Source organism: Leifsonia sp. 115AMFTsu3.1 (assembly GCF_004362795.1).
Taxonomy (GTDB): domain Bacteria; phylum Actinomycetota; class Actinomycetes; order Actinomycetales; family Microbacteriaceae; genus Leifsonia.
On record NZ_SNYB01000001.1, the window covers coordinates 1688701 to 1705460 of the forward strand.

The following is a 16760-nucleotide window of genomic DNA, read 5'->3' on the forward strand; positions in this document are numbered from 1 at the left end:
GTGTCCACCGGATCAGGCGAGCGTGCGACGGTGACGGTCCTCCGGCAGGAACAGTGCGGCGACGGGGATACGGTGCCGGCGATCGCAGGTCGGAGCGTTGATCCCGGGTGGACACGCTCCGCCCACCGTCCGGAGTTTGTCGTTCCTGCGCGAGGAGCGTTCTGGCCTGATCGTGACCGGAATCTAGGGGTCCGCGTTACGTGGTGGGCCCGCAGACTGGGCGCCGGACTGGGGACGCTCCTTCCAGGTGGTTACTGAAATCCACACTGTTGTTCAGCATGATTACACTGATGCCGTTGATACGGAATGTCTCATCAATATTCTCGATCACATGGAGAACGGGCCCCGTCGTGCTCTGAGGAGTTGGAGCGGTTGCGGCAGGAGAAAGCAGGAAAGTCGTGGGCTTGAACTATGACTCGGGCGACTCGGAAGCACTGAAAACCGCGCTCAAGGCGAACCTCGCAGCTGCGTCGGCAGTGCTGACGAAGCTGACGAGCGCATCCACCCGTCTGACCACCGCCCTGGGTACGGGAGAGCTATCCGGGAAGGGTTACTCGGCGGTCGATTCGTTGTTCGCGCAGATCATCGCGCCGTGCGTGACAGAGGCGCAGGACGAGATCGATGCGATTTCGGGCGAGCTGGAGACCTACACGAGCGAAGACTGCAAGGTGAGCACGTACGGGGTGCTCAAAGAAGACGAGTTGAACACGCAACTCACCGCGACGAAGAAGCAGCGCGACGCGACCGAACACCTGATCGAGGTCAACGCCAGCGCGGCGACCGCGGTGCCGGGGGTGGGTGATGCTCTGGAGCTGAAGAACGCCCAGTTGGAGTTGGTGCTGAACCAGCTCGAGAAGGACATCCACGAGCTGGAAGACAAGCTCACAGCGCTGCGCAGCTTCGCGTCGGCAACGACGGGGTTGTTCACGGAGAGTGTGAAGAAGTTATCTGCCGCCACCAGCGAGACCGTTGCTCTGCTCCATCAGCTCGCGTCCGGTGGTGACGGACGCGGCGCTGTGGCGGCCCGGATGAGGGCCGTCGGTTTCCTGGCCGAGCTGGGGTCGTCGAAGGACTGGACGTCCGCGACGCCGGAGGAGCTGTCATCCCTTCTGGACGAATTGTCCCCGTCACAGATGAAGACGATGCTGGCCGCGCACCCGGAACTCCTTCAGCGGTTCTGGGACCACCCTCCGGCACCGGAGAAGACGGCGGCATGGTGGAAGAAGCTCGACGCGACCCAGCGGAAGGAGTGGGCGAAAGCGGTCGCGAGGTTGGTCGGCAACCTGGACGGTGTTCCTCCGCGGGTGCGCTCGGACGCGAACCGTGAATGCCTGGTCGCGGACCTCAAGGACACGAAGAAGCGCCTCGCGGACGCGCAGGGCGATCCGGGCCTCACGTCGCCCCTCGAGGGGGTTCGCCAGCAGGCGCTGAATCGGCTCGCCGAGGCGCAGAAGCTGACCGAGACGCTCTCCCAGATCGACAAGGCCTACGGTAAGGGTCCGAAAGGAAGCCCCCCGCACGAGTTGTACGTCTACCAGCCCGGCGAACGCACCAAAGTCGCTGTCAGCACCGGACTGCTCGAAACCGCCGAGCACATCAGCGTCGTGGTGCCCGGCATGGGGACCACCGCCAACGACATCGGACAATACGGTAAAGCCGCCGAAGACATGCAGAAGCGACAGTCGAAGGCGTCCGGTGTTCCGCGTGGCAAGATCGCGGTGCTGTCGTGGTTGAACTACGACCCGCCCGGTGGAATGGATGTGTTGGGCGTCATCCGGAACGACCTCGCCAAGGCGGGGGCGGAACGCTTGGGCAGCACCCTGCGCGGGCTGACCGCGGTAAAGGGTTGGCCGGCGAATGCAGCAGGGCTCTCGGTCATAGCGCACTCCTACGGAACCAACGTCGCCACACTCGCTCTCGCGCAGAAGAGCGTGTCGGCGGGACACGTGGTGCTTCTCGGGTCTGCTGGTGTCGCGGGAAGCGTTCCATCGGCGGCTGCGCTTCACGTGCCGGGTGGGGAAGTGTATGCGGCGGAGGGTGTCCGGGACGAGTGGGCTGCTAAGGGGCGGCTCTTGTCCGGGCGCATCGACCCCACCAGTCCCGGTTTCGGCGCCCATACGTTTACCGCAGAGAGCACGACCCTCGATGGTTCCACGTTGGAGGGGATCACGAAGCACGGCCCTTTCGGCAACGGTCCGAAGAACCCAGATTCCTACAGTTACTTGGACAGTCGTACGTCAGCTCAGTACGCCACAGCCATGGCGACCATGGGGCGGGGTCAGGAGATCCCGACCGGCGGCACCCCGCAGGATCGTGGGACTGTGCCGAACCCGCAACCTCTCCCGTCTCCGACTCCGATGGGGGCACGATGACCACTACTACTACCCGTGCTGTGTTGCGTGCTATGGCCGTGGCTGCGTTGCTTGCCACCGGGGCGCTGAGCGGGTGTGCGCCACAGCCGAAGACTGCGAAGGAGATACAGCAGGTGGAAGACAGCGACAGATCCGACCGCGCCGCGGTCGAACGGGAAATCCAGCGTCTCTACGACGAGGCCACCGCACTGGTCGCTGACACCTGGCCGACCGTGCCTGACAAGAGCTGGCAGACCGGGTGTGGTGACTACGCGGATGGCACCCCGTCGGAGACTTGGAGCATATTCAACCAGTACTTCGGTCCGACGAAGTCGAGCCCTGAGGAGACGGCGGAGCGGGTGGCGAAGATGTGGACGGACTACGGGTTTCCGACGAAGGTGGTGGAGGATAACAGGATCAACCCGCCGCGGAAGGTCGTGTCCTACCCGCCGTATCTGACTGGGGTCCGGGAAGACGGGTTCGGGATCGAATTCACGATCGGTGAGAACTACGCCGACTTCGAGGGCAATAGCCGGTGTGCTCCGATCGACCCGGACGACCCCACGCTCCCGAAGAACTGGTGATGGTTTCGCCTGCTCCGCCCGGGCCCGCGCCGCGGAGGACCGTGGGCCATTCCCGCCTTGCACTGCGTGTTGTTGCCGTGGCCGTGTTGTTTGCCAGCGGGGCGCTGAGCGGGTGTGCGCCACAGCCGAAGACTGCGAAGGAGATTCAGCAAGTGGAAGACAGCGACAGAGCCGACCGCGCCGCGGTCGAACGCGAGATCCAGCGTCTCTACGACGAGGCCACAGCCCTGGTCGCCGACACCTGGCCCAACGCACCAGAGATGGAGTGGGGTTACGGATGTGGTGACTATGCCGACGGCACCGAGTCGGAGAGTTGGAATATCGCGAACCAGTACAAGGGTCCGACGAAGTCCAGTCCGGAGGAGACGGCGGAGCGGGTGGCGAAGATGTGGACGGAGTACGGGTTTCCGACGAAGGTGGTGGAGGATAACAGGATCAACCCGCCGCGGAAGGTCGTGTCCTACCCGCCGTATCTCACCGGGCTCCGGGAAGACGGGTTCGGGATCGAATTCACGATCGGTGAGAACTACGCCGACTTCGTAGGCAACAGCCGGTGTGCTCCGGTCGACCCGGACGACCCGAGGCGGCCGGAGAACTGGTGACGAGTCCGCCGGCGCCCGTCCGACGGCGACGAGGGTCGGGTGGTGAGGATCAGGCGAGCGTGCGACGGTGACGGTCCTCCGGCAGGAACAGCGCGGCGATCAGCCCGCCGACGCCGAGGATCGCCAGCACGGCCATCGCGGTGCCGTACGCCGCACCGCCCGCGTCGATGTTGGCGACGAGGATGGTGCCGGCGATCGCCGTGCCGAGCGTCGATCCCAGGTTGGACACGCTCCGTGACAGGCCGGAGATCTCGCCCTGCTCCTTCTCCGGGAACGCCGACTGCACGACGTTCACCGACGGCGTGAGCATCAGCCCGAGCCCGGCACCGATCAGGAACAGCCCGGGCACGAACGACCACTCCGTCGTGCTCACCGCCACCAGCCAGATCAGCAGCACGACGCCGGGGATGCAGAGCACGAACCCGGTCAGGATGAGGCCCCGCTGCGAGAAGCGCTTCGCCAACCTCCCGGCCACCAGCGATGTGAGGAGCAGTCCGACCGTCGCCGCGGTGAAGATGACGCCCGTCTCGATGGCGTTGTGGCCGCGAACCACCTGCAGGTAGGCGGACACCGTGAACGAGGTGCCCATCAGGAGCACCCACTGCAGGTTCTGGGTGATCAGCGCGATGTTCGACACCCGGTTCTTGAACAGGGAGGTCGACAGCAGCACCTCCTTGCCCGCGCGCTCACGGCTGCGCACCCACCAGAAGAACAGGAAGAGGATCACGATCCCGGCGAGGACGAGCCCGATCATCAGCGGGACGCTTGTGTCGGCCGCGAGGATGCCGAGCACCAGCACGAAGAGTCCGAGGGCGGAGAGCACGGCGCCGACGACGTCGAACGGCCGGTCGGGGTCGGCCGGCACCGGGTCGGTCAGACGCCGGCTGAGCAGCAGGATGATCACGATGATGAGCGCCTGGAACAGGAACGCGGCGCGCCAGCTGATCGTGCTGGTGATCAGGCCGCCGATCAGCGGACCGGCGGCGGCGCCGATGCCGCCGAGCGCGCTGATGATCCCGAACGCCCAGGCACGCGTCGCGATGTCGGGCAGGTAGAGGGTGGTCAGGATGTAGACCGGCGGGATCAGCAGCGCCGTCCCGATCCCCTCGAGGATGCTGTTGCCGAGGATGAGAGCCCACAGACCGGGGGAGAGCGCGCTGATGATCGCGCCGATCCCGTAGACGATGAGCCCGAGGGTGAAGCAGCGTTTCCGGCCGATCTTGTCGGTCAGCTTGCCCGCCGGGATCATCAGGGCGGCCATGGTCAGCAGGAACAGCGTGATGCTGACCTGGATGCCCTGGACCGTCGTGTCGAGATCGCGCGACATGTCGTTGATCATCACGTTCATGTTCGAGCCCGCGAAGCTGCAGATGAACTGCGCGAGCGCGAGCGGCGCGATCAGGCGCCGGACCGATGCGTGCGAGACGCCGACGGCTGCTGCGGTCATGGTGACCTCCGATCGGGAGGGTGACCTCCGATCGGGAGGGCGGACTCCGCCCGGATGGTAGCTCCGTGGGTGCGACCCCGGGTAGACGGCAATCCGTCCGGCCCGGAACATCTCTCTCGCCGGTCGGAGGGTCGCGGGGTTACCATCCGGCCATCGACTGGAGGGGACATCATCATGGCCGCAGACGAGCACGCCTTTCCGGATATCGCCGACCACGGACTGATCGGCGACCTGCAGTCCGTGGCCCTGGTGTCGACCGAGGGATCGATCGACTGGTTCTGCTCACCCCGCTTCGACTCGCCCGCGGTCTTCTCGTCGCTGCTCGACCGCGAGAAGGGCGGCTTCTTCCGCATCCGGGCGGAGGACGACGGGATGCGCATCAAGCAGATGTACTTCCCGCAGACGGCCGTCCTCATCACCCGGTTCATGTCTCCCTCCGGGGTCGGCGAGGTGATCGACTTCATGCCCGTCGCCGACGAGCCCACCATCCCGAGCGACAACCGCGTGGTGCTGCGCGGCATCCGGGTCGTCCGTGGCGAACTCGACTTCCATATCGAGTGCCGCCCGCGATTCGACTTCGGCCGCCGTCACCACACGGCGAGCGCGGCCGACGGCGGCGTGGTGTTCCAGGGCGACGCGGTCCGCGCATCCCTTACCGGGCTCACGGCCGACGAGCTCGCTGCACTGGACCTCTCCGGCGGCGATGTGGATGCGACGGTCACGGTCGCGGCGGGAGAGCTCCGGCTCTTCGTATTCCAGACCGCGCCGGCGTCCGGAGCCGAGCCGCTCACCGCGGACGCCGGGCAGGCGGCGTTCCGCGAGACCGTGGCGTTCTGGCGGGACTGGCTGCAGCGCAGCACCTACTCGGGCCGCTGGCGCGAGTCGGTGGAGCGTTCGGCGATGGTGCTGAAGCTGCTGCAGTACGCGCCGAGCGGCGGACTGGTCGCCGCACCGACAGCCGCGCTGCCCGAGCAGCTCGGGGGAGTGCGCAACTGGGACTACCGCTACACCTGGATCCGGGACGGCTCGTTCTCGGTCTTCTCGCTCCTCGCGCTCGGCTACACCGAGGAGGCGATCTCGTTCGCGCTGTGGGTCTCCGATCGGGTCGCCGAGCAGGCCGGCGAGAGCTCCGGCCCGCTGAAGATCATGTACCGGATCGACGGCTCCTCCGACCTGGAGGAGCGCGAGCTGGAGGACTTCGAGGGCTACGCGGGGTCGCGTCCCGTGAACATCGGCAACGGCGCCGCCGACCAGCTGCAGCTCGACATCTACGGCGAGGCGATGGACGCGCTGTACGCCACCGAGGGCTACCGGCCGATCGGGCACCCCGGCTGGAGCAAGCTGTGCCGCATCCTGGACTGGCTGGTGGCGAACTGGGACCAGCCGGACGAGGGCGTCTGGGAGACGCGCGGCGGCCGCAAGGATTTCACCTACGGGCGCATCATGTGCTGGGTCGCCTTCGACCGGGCCATCGCCATCGCCCGCGACCGCGGCCTCCCCGCTCCTCTCGAGTCGTGGATCGAGGCGCGCGACGCCGTCTACGAGCAGGTGTTCACCCGGTGCTGGAACCCGGACCGGCAGGCGTTCGTGCAGTACCCGGGCACCGACGTGGTGGATGCGATCACACTGCTCATGCCGCTGGTGGGCATGATCTCGCCGCAGGACCCCATGTGGCTGTCGACGCTCGACGCGATCACCGAGGAGCTGGTGACCGACAGCCTGGTGTACCGCTACAACCCGGCCGCCTCGCCGGATGGCCTGCCCGGCGCGGAGGGCACGTTCTCGCTGTGCTCGTTCTTCTACGTGAACGCGCTCGCGGACGCGGGGCGCATCGAGGAGGCGCAGTACGCCTTCGAGAAGATGCTGACCTACGGCAACCACCTGGGGCTGTTCGCCGAGGAGATCGACCCGGCGGGGCTGCAGCTGGGCAACTTCCCGCAGGCGTTCACCCATCTCGCGCTGATCCGCGCGGCGATCACTCTGAACGGTGCGCTCGACCGGCAGCAGAAGCGAGAGGCGGCCCCTCCAGGCGCCCCGCGGACGACCTCCGGCCGACCGCGCCGCTGACGCGCAGGTAGACGATCAGCCAGGCGAACACGACGACGCCGGCGACGAGTTCGGTCGCGGTCAGCACGTAGTAGCCGACGACGAAGAACAGCAGGACGGCCACGATCGTCGCGAAGAACACGTAGCCGAGCACGAAGAACGCGACGGGAGCCTCCGGCAGCGCCGCCCGCACCCAGAAGACGACGAGCGAGAACACCAGCACCATCCCGACCGCCGACACGTTGTGCAGGACCTGCGAGACGTTCAGCGGAAACAGCCCGACCCCCGCGAGAAGCACCCCGATGAGGATGAGTCCGACGCGGACCCGGATGAGCGCGGCACGCCGACGGTCGGCGACCGGATCGCCCTCCGACGCCGGGGCCAGGAAGCGCGTGTCCGTCGCGTAGCGCGCCATCGCCGTGACGATCACGCCGGCGATGATCAGGGTCAGGTTGAAGGAGAGCGAGGAGATCGACTGGGTCATGCCCAGTGCGCTCAGGTGCAGCATCCACCAGTGCGGGTCCGGCGCGCTCAGCATCGCCGTGAGGATGCCGACGATGACGAAGGCGGCGAGCACGGTGGACAGCCGCATCAGGCTCATGTTCACCGCCGACAGGAACACGGCGTACCCGGTGACGGCCGCCGCGGTCGCCGCGAGCGCGGACGCGGAGAGGAAGTACACGGTCGCGTCCCGGAACCCGTCCGCGAGCACCGTTCCGAGCACCAGCCAGCCCAGGAGCGCGATGACGCCGTGCGCGACGGCGATGGCGATGGTGTCGAACACGTCGACCGGGGATGCGCCCGCCCGCCGCCGCTCGCCGGGGGCGGCGAACGGGGTGAGGCCGTCGCGCATCCACAGCCTCCCGACCACGTACGCCAGCACGGCGACGATCCCGCCCGCGTACGCGACGAACTGGCCGACGGAGTCCGGGCCGGCGATCGGCAGGTCGCGACCCCAGAACAGCGGAAGCGCGACGATGCCCGCGAGGACGAACGCAGCGGCGCCCGCGACGATGGCGGCCCCCTCCGCCTTGAGCAGCGGAGTGCGCCGCATCTGCCCAACGGTGTCGCCCATGTCACCACCTCGCCGGCCGGGAACGCGCTCACTGTACCGCCGTGCGGAGCGCGGGCACCAGGCAGCGTTCCCGCCGAGTGCGAGGTGCGGGACGCGGGGGTGACGTCAGTCGGACGAGGGCACCCGCTCCAGCAGCGCGACCCCGATCTTCGAGTCCGCCATGCCGTAGAACACCCAGTCGCGGCCGTCCACCGTCTCGATGGCCGTCGGGAACACGACGTTCGGAACGATGCCGCTCCGCTCGTCCTCCGTCTCGGCCGAGAGCAGCGGTTCGGTGGTGCGGTCGAGCACCCGCCACGGCTCGTCGCCGTCGAGGATCATCGCGCCGGCGGCGTAGTTCACATTCTTCTGCTGCGCGACCCCCGACTCCAGCCGGCCGGTGACACCGTGGTGGATGAGCAGCCAGCCTTCGGGGACGCGTCGCGGCGCCGGGCCCGCACCGATCTTGAGCTCCTCGAACGGGAACTCGGGACCCGCGAGGAACCGGTTCTGCCGCCAGCGGGCGAGCTCACGCAGGTCGCGCTGCACAGCCTCGACGGGGATGAACGCGATCCAGATGCTGGGGCGGCTCTCGCCCGCGGGGGGATGCTCGCCCTCGCCCGGGCGGATCTCGCCCAGGTCCCACACCGGCCGGTGGAGCACGGCGAGGCTCGGGGTGCCGTCCGGCGCGGTGACCGGTTCGGGGAAGAACACGGTGTCCTTGTTGTGGAAGAGCGACAAGTCGATCCCCAGCTCGTCGTCGTACTCGAACGACACCGGGCCGAGCCGCCGCCAGGCGCGCAGGTCGTCGGAGACGGCGACCGCGGTGTGCGGGCCGAGCGGTCCGTAGGCGACATACGTCATCACGTGCAGCCCGAGCGACGGGATGAACGTGATGCGCGGATCCTCGACGCCCGCGTTCGAACGGCCGCGCTCGAAGGGGCGGTCCGGTTCGAGGACGACGCCCTGGCGTTCGACGGCGACCGGGACGCCGTCCTCCGTGATCACGCGGGCGAGGCCGACACGCGAGACGTTTCCCTCGGCGACCAGGCGCGGCAGCAGGTACAGGTCGCCGTCGGGGCCGTGGCCGGAAGCGGGGTTGAGGACCCCCTCCGCCTCGAGCGGGTCGCCCGCGACAGGGGTCATCACGACGCCCGCCCGCGAGAGCCGGTACGGGAACGCGCTCATGCGTCCACCTCCTTGTAGAAGTACAGTTCGCGGACCCCGGGTGGAGCATCCCATCCCTGGGCGAACGACCAGCGGCCGTCGAGCTTCTGGAGTCCGCCCCAGGCGAGCGAGCCGCCGCGGTTCAGCTCCAGTTGCGTGAACGGGTGGTCGAGCCGATACAGCGCCTGCGCTGCGGCGAAGTCGCCGTCGGCGTCGGCGTAGAAGAAGTCGAGCACCAGGTGGTCGCCGTCGACGACGGCGCAGGCGACCTCGAACAGCGTGCCGGGGAGCGGCGACAGGTCGAGGTAGGGCTGCACCTCGAAGCGCCACTCGAGGCCGTCGGTCGAGCGTCCGACCGTGGGCCGGCCGCCGCATCCCTCGGACAGGAACATGAGGTACTCGCCGCCGATGCGCACCGCCCGGCCCTGCGCGTCGCGCGGGATGACCGCTCCCTTCGCCCAGTACTCCGACACCTCGTAGGGGACGACGAGGCCCCGCTTCGTCCAGTGCTCGAGGTCGTCCGAGACCGCGCTCATGATGTCGACGGCGACGGATCCGTCGTCCCGTCGCCAGATCGCGTTGTAGAAGAGTACGTAGCCGGTGTCGAGGGCGTAGACCTTCGGGTCCTCGACGCCGAGCGTCTCGTTCGCGAGCGTCGGATACAGGATCGGGTTGGCGGGGGAGTCGTGCCACACGCCGTCCCGCCGGACCGCGTGACCGATCCGGCTGGCGGTCGACTCCTTGCGCGGCGACGCCCGGTAGAACAGGTGCACGTCGTCGCCCCGCTGGATGACGGTCGGGTTGAAGACCGAGTCGCTCGTCCACCCCACCCCGGTGGGGTCGTCCCACTGGCCCTCCGGGCGGAAGGTCAGCGCGTCGTCACGGACGAACGGTCCGATCGCCCAGTCCGGGCGCACCGGGTAGTGCGCCGAGAACTGGTCGGTCGAGATGCGGTCGGTGAGGGCGTTGGTGTGCGCGAGCGCCTCGCGGTAGCTCGCCAGCAGGGCGTCGTGCTCCGCCGGAGCGGTGTGGACGGTGTCCATGGTCTCCCGTGGTTCGTTTCTGTGGATGGACGGGTGGGTCAGCCCTTGACGGACGAACCCAGGTCGGTGGAGGTGAAATAGCGCTGGAACACGATGAACAGCACGACGACGGGCGCGGCCAGCACGACGGCTCCGGAGAGGATCGCGCCGTACGGGTTCGCGGTGGACCCCGCGACCGTCGAGATGTAGTTCGCCAGCGACACGGCCAGCGGCTGCAGGCTCGCCTCCTTGGTGATCAGGAACGGCCAGAGGAACTCGTTCCACGGGCCGATGAAGGTGAGCAGCAGCACCGTGACCAGGGCCGGACGCACCAGGGGCAGCGCGATCCGCCACAGCAGCCGGAACTCGCCAGCCCCGTCGACGCGCGCGGCGTCGAACAGCTCCTTCGGGAGCTGCAGGAAATACTGCCGGAAGATGAGCACGGCCGCCGAGTTGATCGCGAACGGCAGGATCATCCCGAGGTAGTTGTCGGCGAGCCCGTAGTTGCGTGCGATGAGCACGTACAGCGGGATCATCAGCAGCTGGAACGGGATGGTCTGCACCAGCAGGGCGAGGGCGAAGGTGACCCCGCGTCCGCGCCACTGCAGCACCGCGAGCGAGTACCCGGCCAGCACGCCGAACACGACCGTGCCCAGGAGCACGCCGCCGGTGAAGATCCCCGAGTTGACGAGGCCGGTCACCAGGTTGATGCGCGAGTTGATCTCGGCGTAGTTCTGCAGCGTCAGGTTGCCCGGGTTCGGGAAGGCGCCCGCGATCGTCGTGTCGGGGGCCGTCTGCAGCGACCCGACCAGCATGTAGTAGAAGGGGAACAGGAACGCGATGGCGCCGAGCGTCAGCACGATGCCCTGCAGGATCGCCTGCCCGCGGCTCAGCCGCCGCGGGGTGCCCAGGTCCCTCCTGCGCTTGGTCCGCGCCGGTGCGACGGCACGTGGGGTGGTCTCCGTGGTCATGACTCGTTCCTCCCTCCGACGAAGCGGTTCTGCAGCCAGCCGATGATGAGCACCCCGATGACGAGGATGACCCCGATCGCGGAGGCGTATCCCGGGTGGCCCTGCTGAATGCCCTGCTGATAGATCAGCAGCACCGGCGAGGCGGATCGGCCCTCCGGCCCGCCGCCACCGGTGAGCAGGTAGGGCTCGGTGAACAGGTTCGCGCCGGTGATCGTCGCGAGCAGCAGGACCAGCACGGTCGCCGGACGCACGCCCGGAACGGTGACCGACATGAACTGCCGGATCTTGCCCGCGCCGTCGGTGGCGGCCGACTCGTACAGCTCGGTCGGCACGTTCTGCAGCGCCGCGAGGTACAGCAGGATGTAGAAGCCGAGACCCTTCCACGTGACGTAGATCGCGATGGACGGCATGGCGAGCGCCGGGTTCGAGAGCCAGCTCGGGCTCGGCGCCAGCGGACCGAGGATCTGGTTGACGAGTCCGTTCTGGCCGAACAGGAACAGCCAGACGGCGATGGTCGCCACACTCGCTGTCACGTACGGCACGTAGTAGCTCACCCGCAGGAAGGTGCGGAACCGGACGATGCTGTTCAGCCCGGAGGCGAGCAGCAGCGACAGGATGACGGTGAGCGGCACGTTGATGATCAGGAAGATGCCGACGTTGACGAACGACTGCAGCACCTGTGGGTCGGTGAACGCCTGGATGTAGTTGTCGAACCCGACGAACGGGCGATCCACGTTCGCCCCGGGCGCCGCGAAGAAGTAGTCGAAGAACGACATGTACACCGCGAAGCACAGCGGGAACGCGAAGATCGCGAGCACGAAGACGAGGTACGGCGCGCTGAACAGCCAGCCGAGCGGGTTAGTGCCCAGGATGCGCTGCACGAGCGGCGGCCGGTGCGTGCGCCCCGACCCGGCGGCGGGCGAGGCGCCCGCCGCCGGCGGTGCGGTGTCAGAACCGCGGACGGAGGTGCTCATGGCTACTTCTGGGCCTGGAGCTTGTCGATCTTGTCGGCTGCCGCCTTGAAGACGTCCTCCACCGATCCGCTGCCGTTCACGACCGCCTTCGTGTAGGCGTCACGCAGGGCCTGCATCTGAGCGATGGTGTTCGTGCCGGTCGGGTCGTCCACCGTGCGAGCGCTCTGCGCACCGAACTCCTTGTACGCGGGGTGCGAGTCGAAGTACGACGCGTAGGTGGTGGCGAGGTCCTTGCGGATCGGCATCTGACCGCTGACGTCGAGCAGCTTGCCGTCCTGCTCCTGGCTGGTCGCGAACTTCAGCACATCCCAGGCCGTTCCCTGGTTCTTGCACGAGGTGTACATGCCGATGTTCTTCGCGTCCGGGAAGGTGTAGGTCTCGTCGGCCGACGTGCCGTCCTTGGTCGGGACGGGGACGGAGCCCCACTGGACCTTGTCGCCGTAGTACGCGATCGCCCATGGGCCGACGATGGCCATGGCGGACTTGCCGTCCTGGAACGCGTCGCCCTGGTACTGCTCCTTGCCGGCGAGCCCATCGCTGTAGATGGTCTTCCAGAAGTTGGCGACATCCAGCGAGTCCTGGTCGGCGATGGTGGCCTTGCCGTCCTCGATGAAGGTCTTGCCACCGGTCTGGGCGGCGAGCAGCGGCAGGTAGTCGAAGTTCACCTGGAAGAACTCGCTCGTCGGGGCCGGGTAGATCGCGTACGGAGCTGCGCCGGACGACTTGATCTTCTGCGCGGCGGCCAGGAACTTGTCGTAGGTCGACAGGTCGGGCTTCTCGGGGTCGAGGCCGGCCTTCTGGAAGATGGCCTTGTTGTAGAAGATCATGACGGGGTTCTGCTTCCACGGCATCTGGTAGTAGTCGCCGTCGGCCGACTTGTACTGGGCCGCGGCGTCACCGCTGCGGGCCTCGATGTACTTGTTCCCGTCCGGGAACTTCGACAGGTCGACGAGGCCGCCCTGCTTCTGCCACTGGCCGGTGGCCGCCGGGAGGTTGTTGAACACCAGGCACGGCGTGGTTCCCGCGGTGATGGCGGCGCCGATGACCTCCTCGGTGCTCTTGCCGGCAGGCACCTCCTGCGCCTTGATCTTCTCCTTCGGGTGCGCGGAGTTCCAGGCCGAGACCATCGCCTTGCCCCACTGCACCTCCTGGGTGTTGTTGGAGTACCAGATGGTGATCGGGCCGTGCGCCTTCATGGCGTCCGTGCTGCCGCCTCCGCTCGAGCCGCACGCGGCCAGGGTGCCGGCGACGATGCCGGCGGTGATGAGGGAGATGGCGATCCTGCGCTTTCGCATGTCTCTGCCTTTCGGTGGGTGTGGGGGTGGGGTCGATCAGCCGGCCGACGGCGGGGCGGTGGAGGCGCGCACCACCAGCCGGGCGGGCGGCAGCGCGACGTCGCCGGGTTCGCCGTCCTCCACCAGCCGCAGCAGCGCGGTGGCGGCGGCGGTTCCCCAGCCGGCCGGGTCGTTGTCGAGGGTGGTGAGGGAGGGGTAGACGAACGACCCGATGTGCGAGCCGTCCAGTCCGGTGATGGAGAGCTCGGCCGGGAGGTCGAGCCCTCGTTCATGTGCGACGCCCATCCCGGCGATCGCCATGGGGTCGTTCCCGTAGACGATCGCGGTCGGGCGGTCCTCTGTCTCGAGCAGGGCCTTCGTGGCCTCGGCGCCCTGCTCGGGAGAGAAGTCTGTGGTGACGACGACGGGGGAGATCCCGGCCGCCGCCGCGGCGAGCTCGAAGCGCTCACGCCTGCGGAGCCCGTGCAGCATCCGCTCGTCGCCCGAGACGTGGGCGATGCGGCGGTGCCCGAGCTGAACGAGGTGCCGGACGAGCTCGTCGATGCCGGAGTCGTAGTCGCGGGTGATGACGGGGAAGGGGCTGCCACCGGGCGGTTCGCCGAGCGACACGGCGTAGGAGCCGAGCCGCGAGATCAGCGGGATGCGCTCGTCCGCGGCGAGGAGGTCGGTGAGCAGGAACCCGTCGACGCGCTTGTCGGCGACGAGCCGCTCATATGCACGCTCCTCGGCGGCGCGGTCGGGCACGACGGTCAGCACGAGCACGTTGCCGCGTTCGGCCAGCACGGTCTCCACTCCGGCGATGAACGAGGCGAAGAACGGGTCCACCTCGATCGTTCGGGGTTCGCGCCGCAGCACCAGCCCGAGGGCGTAGGCGCGCCGGGTGCTCAGACCGCGGGCGCCGGGATGCGGTGTCCAGCCGAGGTCGCGGGCGGTCTGCAGGATGCGCTCCCGCGTCTCGCTCGCGACCCCCGGCCGCGCGTTCAGGGTCAGCGACACGAGCGACTTGCTGACGCCCGCGGCGCGGGCGACGTCGTTGATCGTGACGTTGGCCGGACTCATGCGTGGCTCACTTCGGGGTCACCGTGGTGAAGCCGCCGGGGAGGACCACGATGATGCCGTGGGCTCCGACGGTCTGCGTGCGGCCGACCTGGCGGCCGGAGGAGTCGTAGCTGGTCGCGGTGACCGGGCCAGTCGCATCCAGCTTCTGCGGCACCGGCAGCTTCGTCGCGTTGACGTAGACGTCGAGGCTGCTGCTGCCCGCGAGTCCGAGGTGCGACACGACGGGCTGGACGAGCAGGGCATCCAGCCGGGCGGTCCCGGAGACGCGCGCAGTCACTGTCGTGGCCTGGGCGGGAACGGGGATGGGCAGGGTCTGCGGCAGCAGGAACACCGGGCTGGGCGCGATGCCCTGCTCACCGGGGCGGACGTTGTCGGTCCGGCCGAGGGGCAGCGTCAGGCGGCCGACCGAGGCGGTCCACGAGGTCGTGCCCGCTCCGCCCGGACCGAGGTCGGCGATCGGCAGGATGCGCGCTGCCGGGTGGCCTGTGGGAAGCGTGACCGTGACGGTGGAGCGGTCGGAGGCCTGCAGGTAGGCGCCGGCCGACCAGTTGGCCGAGCCCGTCCAGGCTGACGGCGGCGTGACGGTGGTGACGGTGCCGGTCGTCGTGCCGGACTCCGCCTCGACCACCGTCAGGCCCTGGGTCGCCGTCGTGCGGGTGAGGGCAGTGGCGGCGCGGGCGATGGGGGGATGCGCATCCAGCGCGAGCATGCTCAGCTGGGTGTGGATCACCGACTCGGCTCCGCAGTTGCGGTTCACGGTGCCGTCGGCCGCGATGCCGTCGACGCAGACACCGGTCGCCGGATCGTAGGCCGGGACACCGGCGCGGTTGGCCCCGAAGTACCAGGCGGCCTGCGCTCCGGCCAGGGCGGCGAGCCCGCCGGCGCCGGTCGCGTCGGCCGCGGCGACGAGGCCCTCGAGTCGCGAGTCGACGCCGTACGCGATCTGGGTGCGGTCGGCCGGGGTCGGCGTCCAGCCGTTGTCCGGTCCGCCGGTCGCGAGCAGTTGCGCGGTGAACTGGGCGAGGTCGGTGGTCGCACTGCGCTGCAGGGAGGCGTCGCCGAGGGTCGTGGACGCCGCGGTGAGGGCGGCGGGCTGCATCCCGGCCCAGGCGTGCCAGAAGGTGGGGGAGTTCGCCTCGGGCAGGAGGGCGCCGAACGGCCACTGACCGATGCCGCCGCTCTGCAGCTTCGCGATTCCCTCCGAGTAGTGGGCGAGGGCGGTGCGCGCGGCTGTGTCCGCCGGACGGGCGGAGACGTACGCGCTCAGGCCGAGCACGGCCTCCGCCGTCGCCCCGGCGCTGCCGACGATCAGCCAGCCGGGGACGGTGACGCCGTTGGCGACCTGGGTCTGCGGGTACTGGGCGAGCGACTGGCGGCCGAGGGCACCGAGCGCCAGCTGCATCCGGTCGCCGAGGAACGACGCGAAGGCGGGGTCGGCGTCGCGGAAGCCCGCGTAGCCCTCGCCGAGCGCCCAGACGGTGCGGGCGAGCCAGAACGACTCGGCCGAGTCGGACGGGTCGGGCAGCTCCTTCGGGATGGCGGACGGGTTGAGCGTGCCGTCGTGCTGCTGCCAGAGCACCACGTTGCCGGCGTTCGGGCCCTCCGTCGTCTGCAGGTAGGTGAGCGAACGGAGTAGTTCGTAGGCCGACGTGCGGCTGGATGCCGTGCCGTTCTGCTTCCAATCGCGGAGGTAGACGACCGCGGCGCGGGAGATGTCGTCGGCGTCGTAGGCGCCCTGGGCGTACCAGCCGCGCGCGGCATCGGTGATCGGGCCGCCGCCGACGCGGTGGAAGGTGCCGTCGGACTGCCGGTCGGCGTACACCCAGGGGGCGCGGGCGACCGGCTCCTCTGCGGCTCGGTACGTGGTGTGGCCGGCGACGCCTGCCAGGAGCGGGACATCGTCGAGCAGGAAGTTGAGGTGGGCCAGATTGGTGAGCTTCGGCGGTGCGGCGTCCGCGGTGGCGGAGGCGCTGGGGACGGTCGCCGGAGCGGTGGTCGCGGCCTGCGCGGGCAGGGCGACGGCGGTCACCGCCAGCGTTGCGCCGAGCGCGAGAGCGAGCGCAGCCCGCGGTGTCTTCAGTTCTCGGTTACGCATCGTCGCGACCCCTCATGGTGGAGCGACCCCCGGGCGGGGGTCATCATCTAAACCGGTTTAAAGGACGGTAGGCGCGCTGACGGCAAAAGTCAA

Annotated in this window: 13 protein-coding genes; 4 read left to right on the plus strand and 9 right to left on the minus strand. The window is 68.8% G+C overall.

The window, feature by feature from the left end; genetic code table 11:
* Positions 1–398 precede the first annotated feature (398 nt).
* The 3 genes from AXZ95_RS08205 to AXZ95_RS08215 all read left to right on the plus strand — a co-directional run bounded on the left by AXZ95_RS08205 (position 399) and on the right by AXZ95_RS08215 (position 3537).
* Entirely contained in the window at positions 399–2372 is a 1974-nt protein-coding gene (locus AXZ95_RS08205; RefSeq protein WP_018190549.1) for an alpha/beta hydrolase, read from the plus strand.
* A gap of 32 nt (positions 2373–2404) precedes the next feature.
* Complete coding sequence (locus tag AXZ95_RS08210; RefSeq protein WP_018190550.1) at positions 2405–2935, plus strand: hypothetical protein; 531 nt, start codon at positions 2405–2407, stop codon at positions 2933–2935.
* A gap of 152 nt (positions 2936–3087) precedes the next feature.
* Positions 3088–3537 carry a hypothetical protein gene (locus AXZ95_RS08215; protein WP_018190551.1) on the plus strand — a complete coding sequence of 150 codons (450 nt, stop codon included), beginning with the start codon at positions 3088–3090 and terminating at the stop codon, positions 3535–3537.
* A gap of 49 nt (positions 3538–3586) precedes the next feature.
* Here the strand turns inward: AXZ95_RS08215 and AXZ95_RS08220 are convergent, their stop codons facing one another.
* Positions 3587–4984 carry an MFS transporter gene (locus AXZ95_RS08220; protein ID WP_018190552.1) on the minus strand — a complete coding sequence of 466 codons (1398 nt, stop codon included), beginning with the start codon at positions 4982–4984 and terminating at the stop codon, positions 3587–3589.
* A gap of 174 nt (positions 4985–5158) precedes the next feature.
* On the opposite strand from AXZ95_RS08220, the gene AXZ95_RS08225 reads away from it, so the two are divergent.
* Positions 5159–7051 carry a glycoside hydrolase family 15 protein gene (locus AXZ95_RS08225; protein WP_018190553.1) on the plus strand — a complete coding sequence of 631 codons (1893 nt, stop codon included), beginning with the start codon at positions 5159–5161 and terminating at the stop codon, positions 7049–7051.
* Here AXZ95_RS08225 and AXZ95_RS08230 read toward each other — a convergent pair.
* The 8 genes from AXZ95_RS08230 to AXZ95_RS08265 form a co-directional block, all read right to left on the minus strand.
* A complete protein-coding gene (locus AXZ95_RS08230; RefSeq protein WP_018190554.1) occupies positions 6960–8105 on the minus strand; it encodes a hypothetical protein in 1146 nt (381 codons plus the stop codon). The two genes, AXZ95_RS08225 and AXZ95_RS08230, sit on opposite strands and share 92 nt — an antisense overlap.
* 105 nt (positions 8106–8210) lie before the next feature.
* Positions 8211–9272 (minus strand): hypothetical protein, encoded by a 1062-nt coding sequence (locus tag AXZ95_RS08235; RefSeq protein WP_018190555.1) that lies wholly within the window; start codon positions 9270–9272, stop codon positions 8211–8213.
* Entirely contained in the window at positions 9269–10294 is a 1026-nt protein-coding gene (locus AXZ95_RS08240; RefSeq protein WP_018190556.1) for a hypothetical protein, read from the minus strand. The genes AXZ95_RS08235 and AXZ95_RS08240 overlap by 4 nt, the downstream gene beginning before the upstream one ends.
* A gap of 38 nt (positions 10295–10332) precedes the next feature.
* Positions 10333–11244 (minus strand): carbohydrate ABC transporter permease, encoded by a 912-nt coding sequence (locus tag AXZ95_RS08245; RefSeq protein ID WP_018190557.1) that lies wholly within the window; start codon positions 11242–11244, stop codon positions 10333–10335.
* Positions 11241–12218, minus strand: a complete 978-nt coding sequence (locus tag AXZ95_RS08250) for a sugar ABC transporter permease (RefSeq protein WP_018190558.1) — start codon at positions 12216–12218, stop codon at positions 11241–11243. Before AXZ95_RS08250 ends, AXZ95_RS08245 begins: the two co-directional genes overlap by 4 nt.
* Before the next feature lie 2 nt (positions 12219–12220).
* Positions 12221–13513, minus strand: coding sequence for a sugar ABC transporter substrate-binding protein (locus AXZ95_RS08255; RefSeq protein ID WP_018190559.1), 1293 nt, complete (start codon positions 13511–13513; stop codon positions 12221–12223).
* Between the two features lie 36 nt (positions 13514–13549).
* A complete protein-coding gene (locus AXZ95_RS08260; protein ID WP_018190560.1) occupies positions 13550–14572 on the minus strand; it encodes a LacI family DNA-binding transcriptional regulator in 1023 nt (340 codons plus the stop codon).
* Between the two features lie 7 nt (positions 14573–14579).
* Entirely contained in the window at positions 14580–16667 is a 2088-nt protein-coding gene (locus tag AXZ95_RS08265; RefSeq protein ID WP_018190561.1) for a hypothetical protein, read from the minus strand.
* Positions 16668–16760 lie beyond the last annotated feature (93 nt).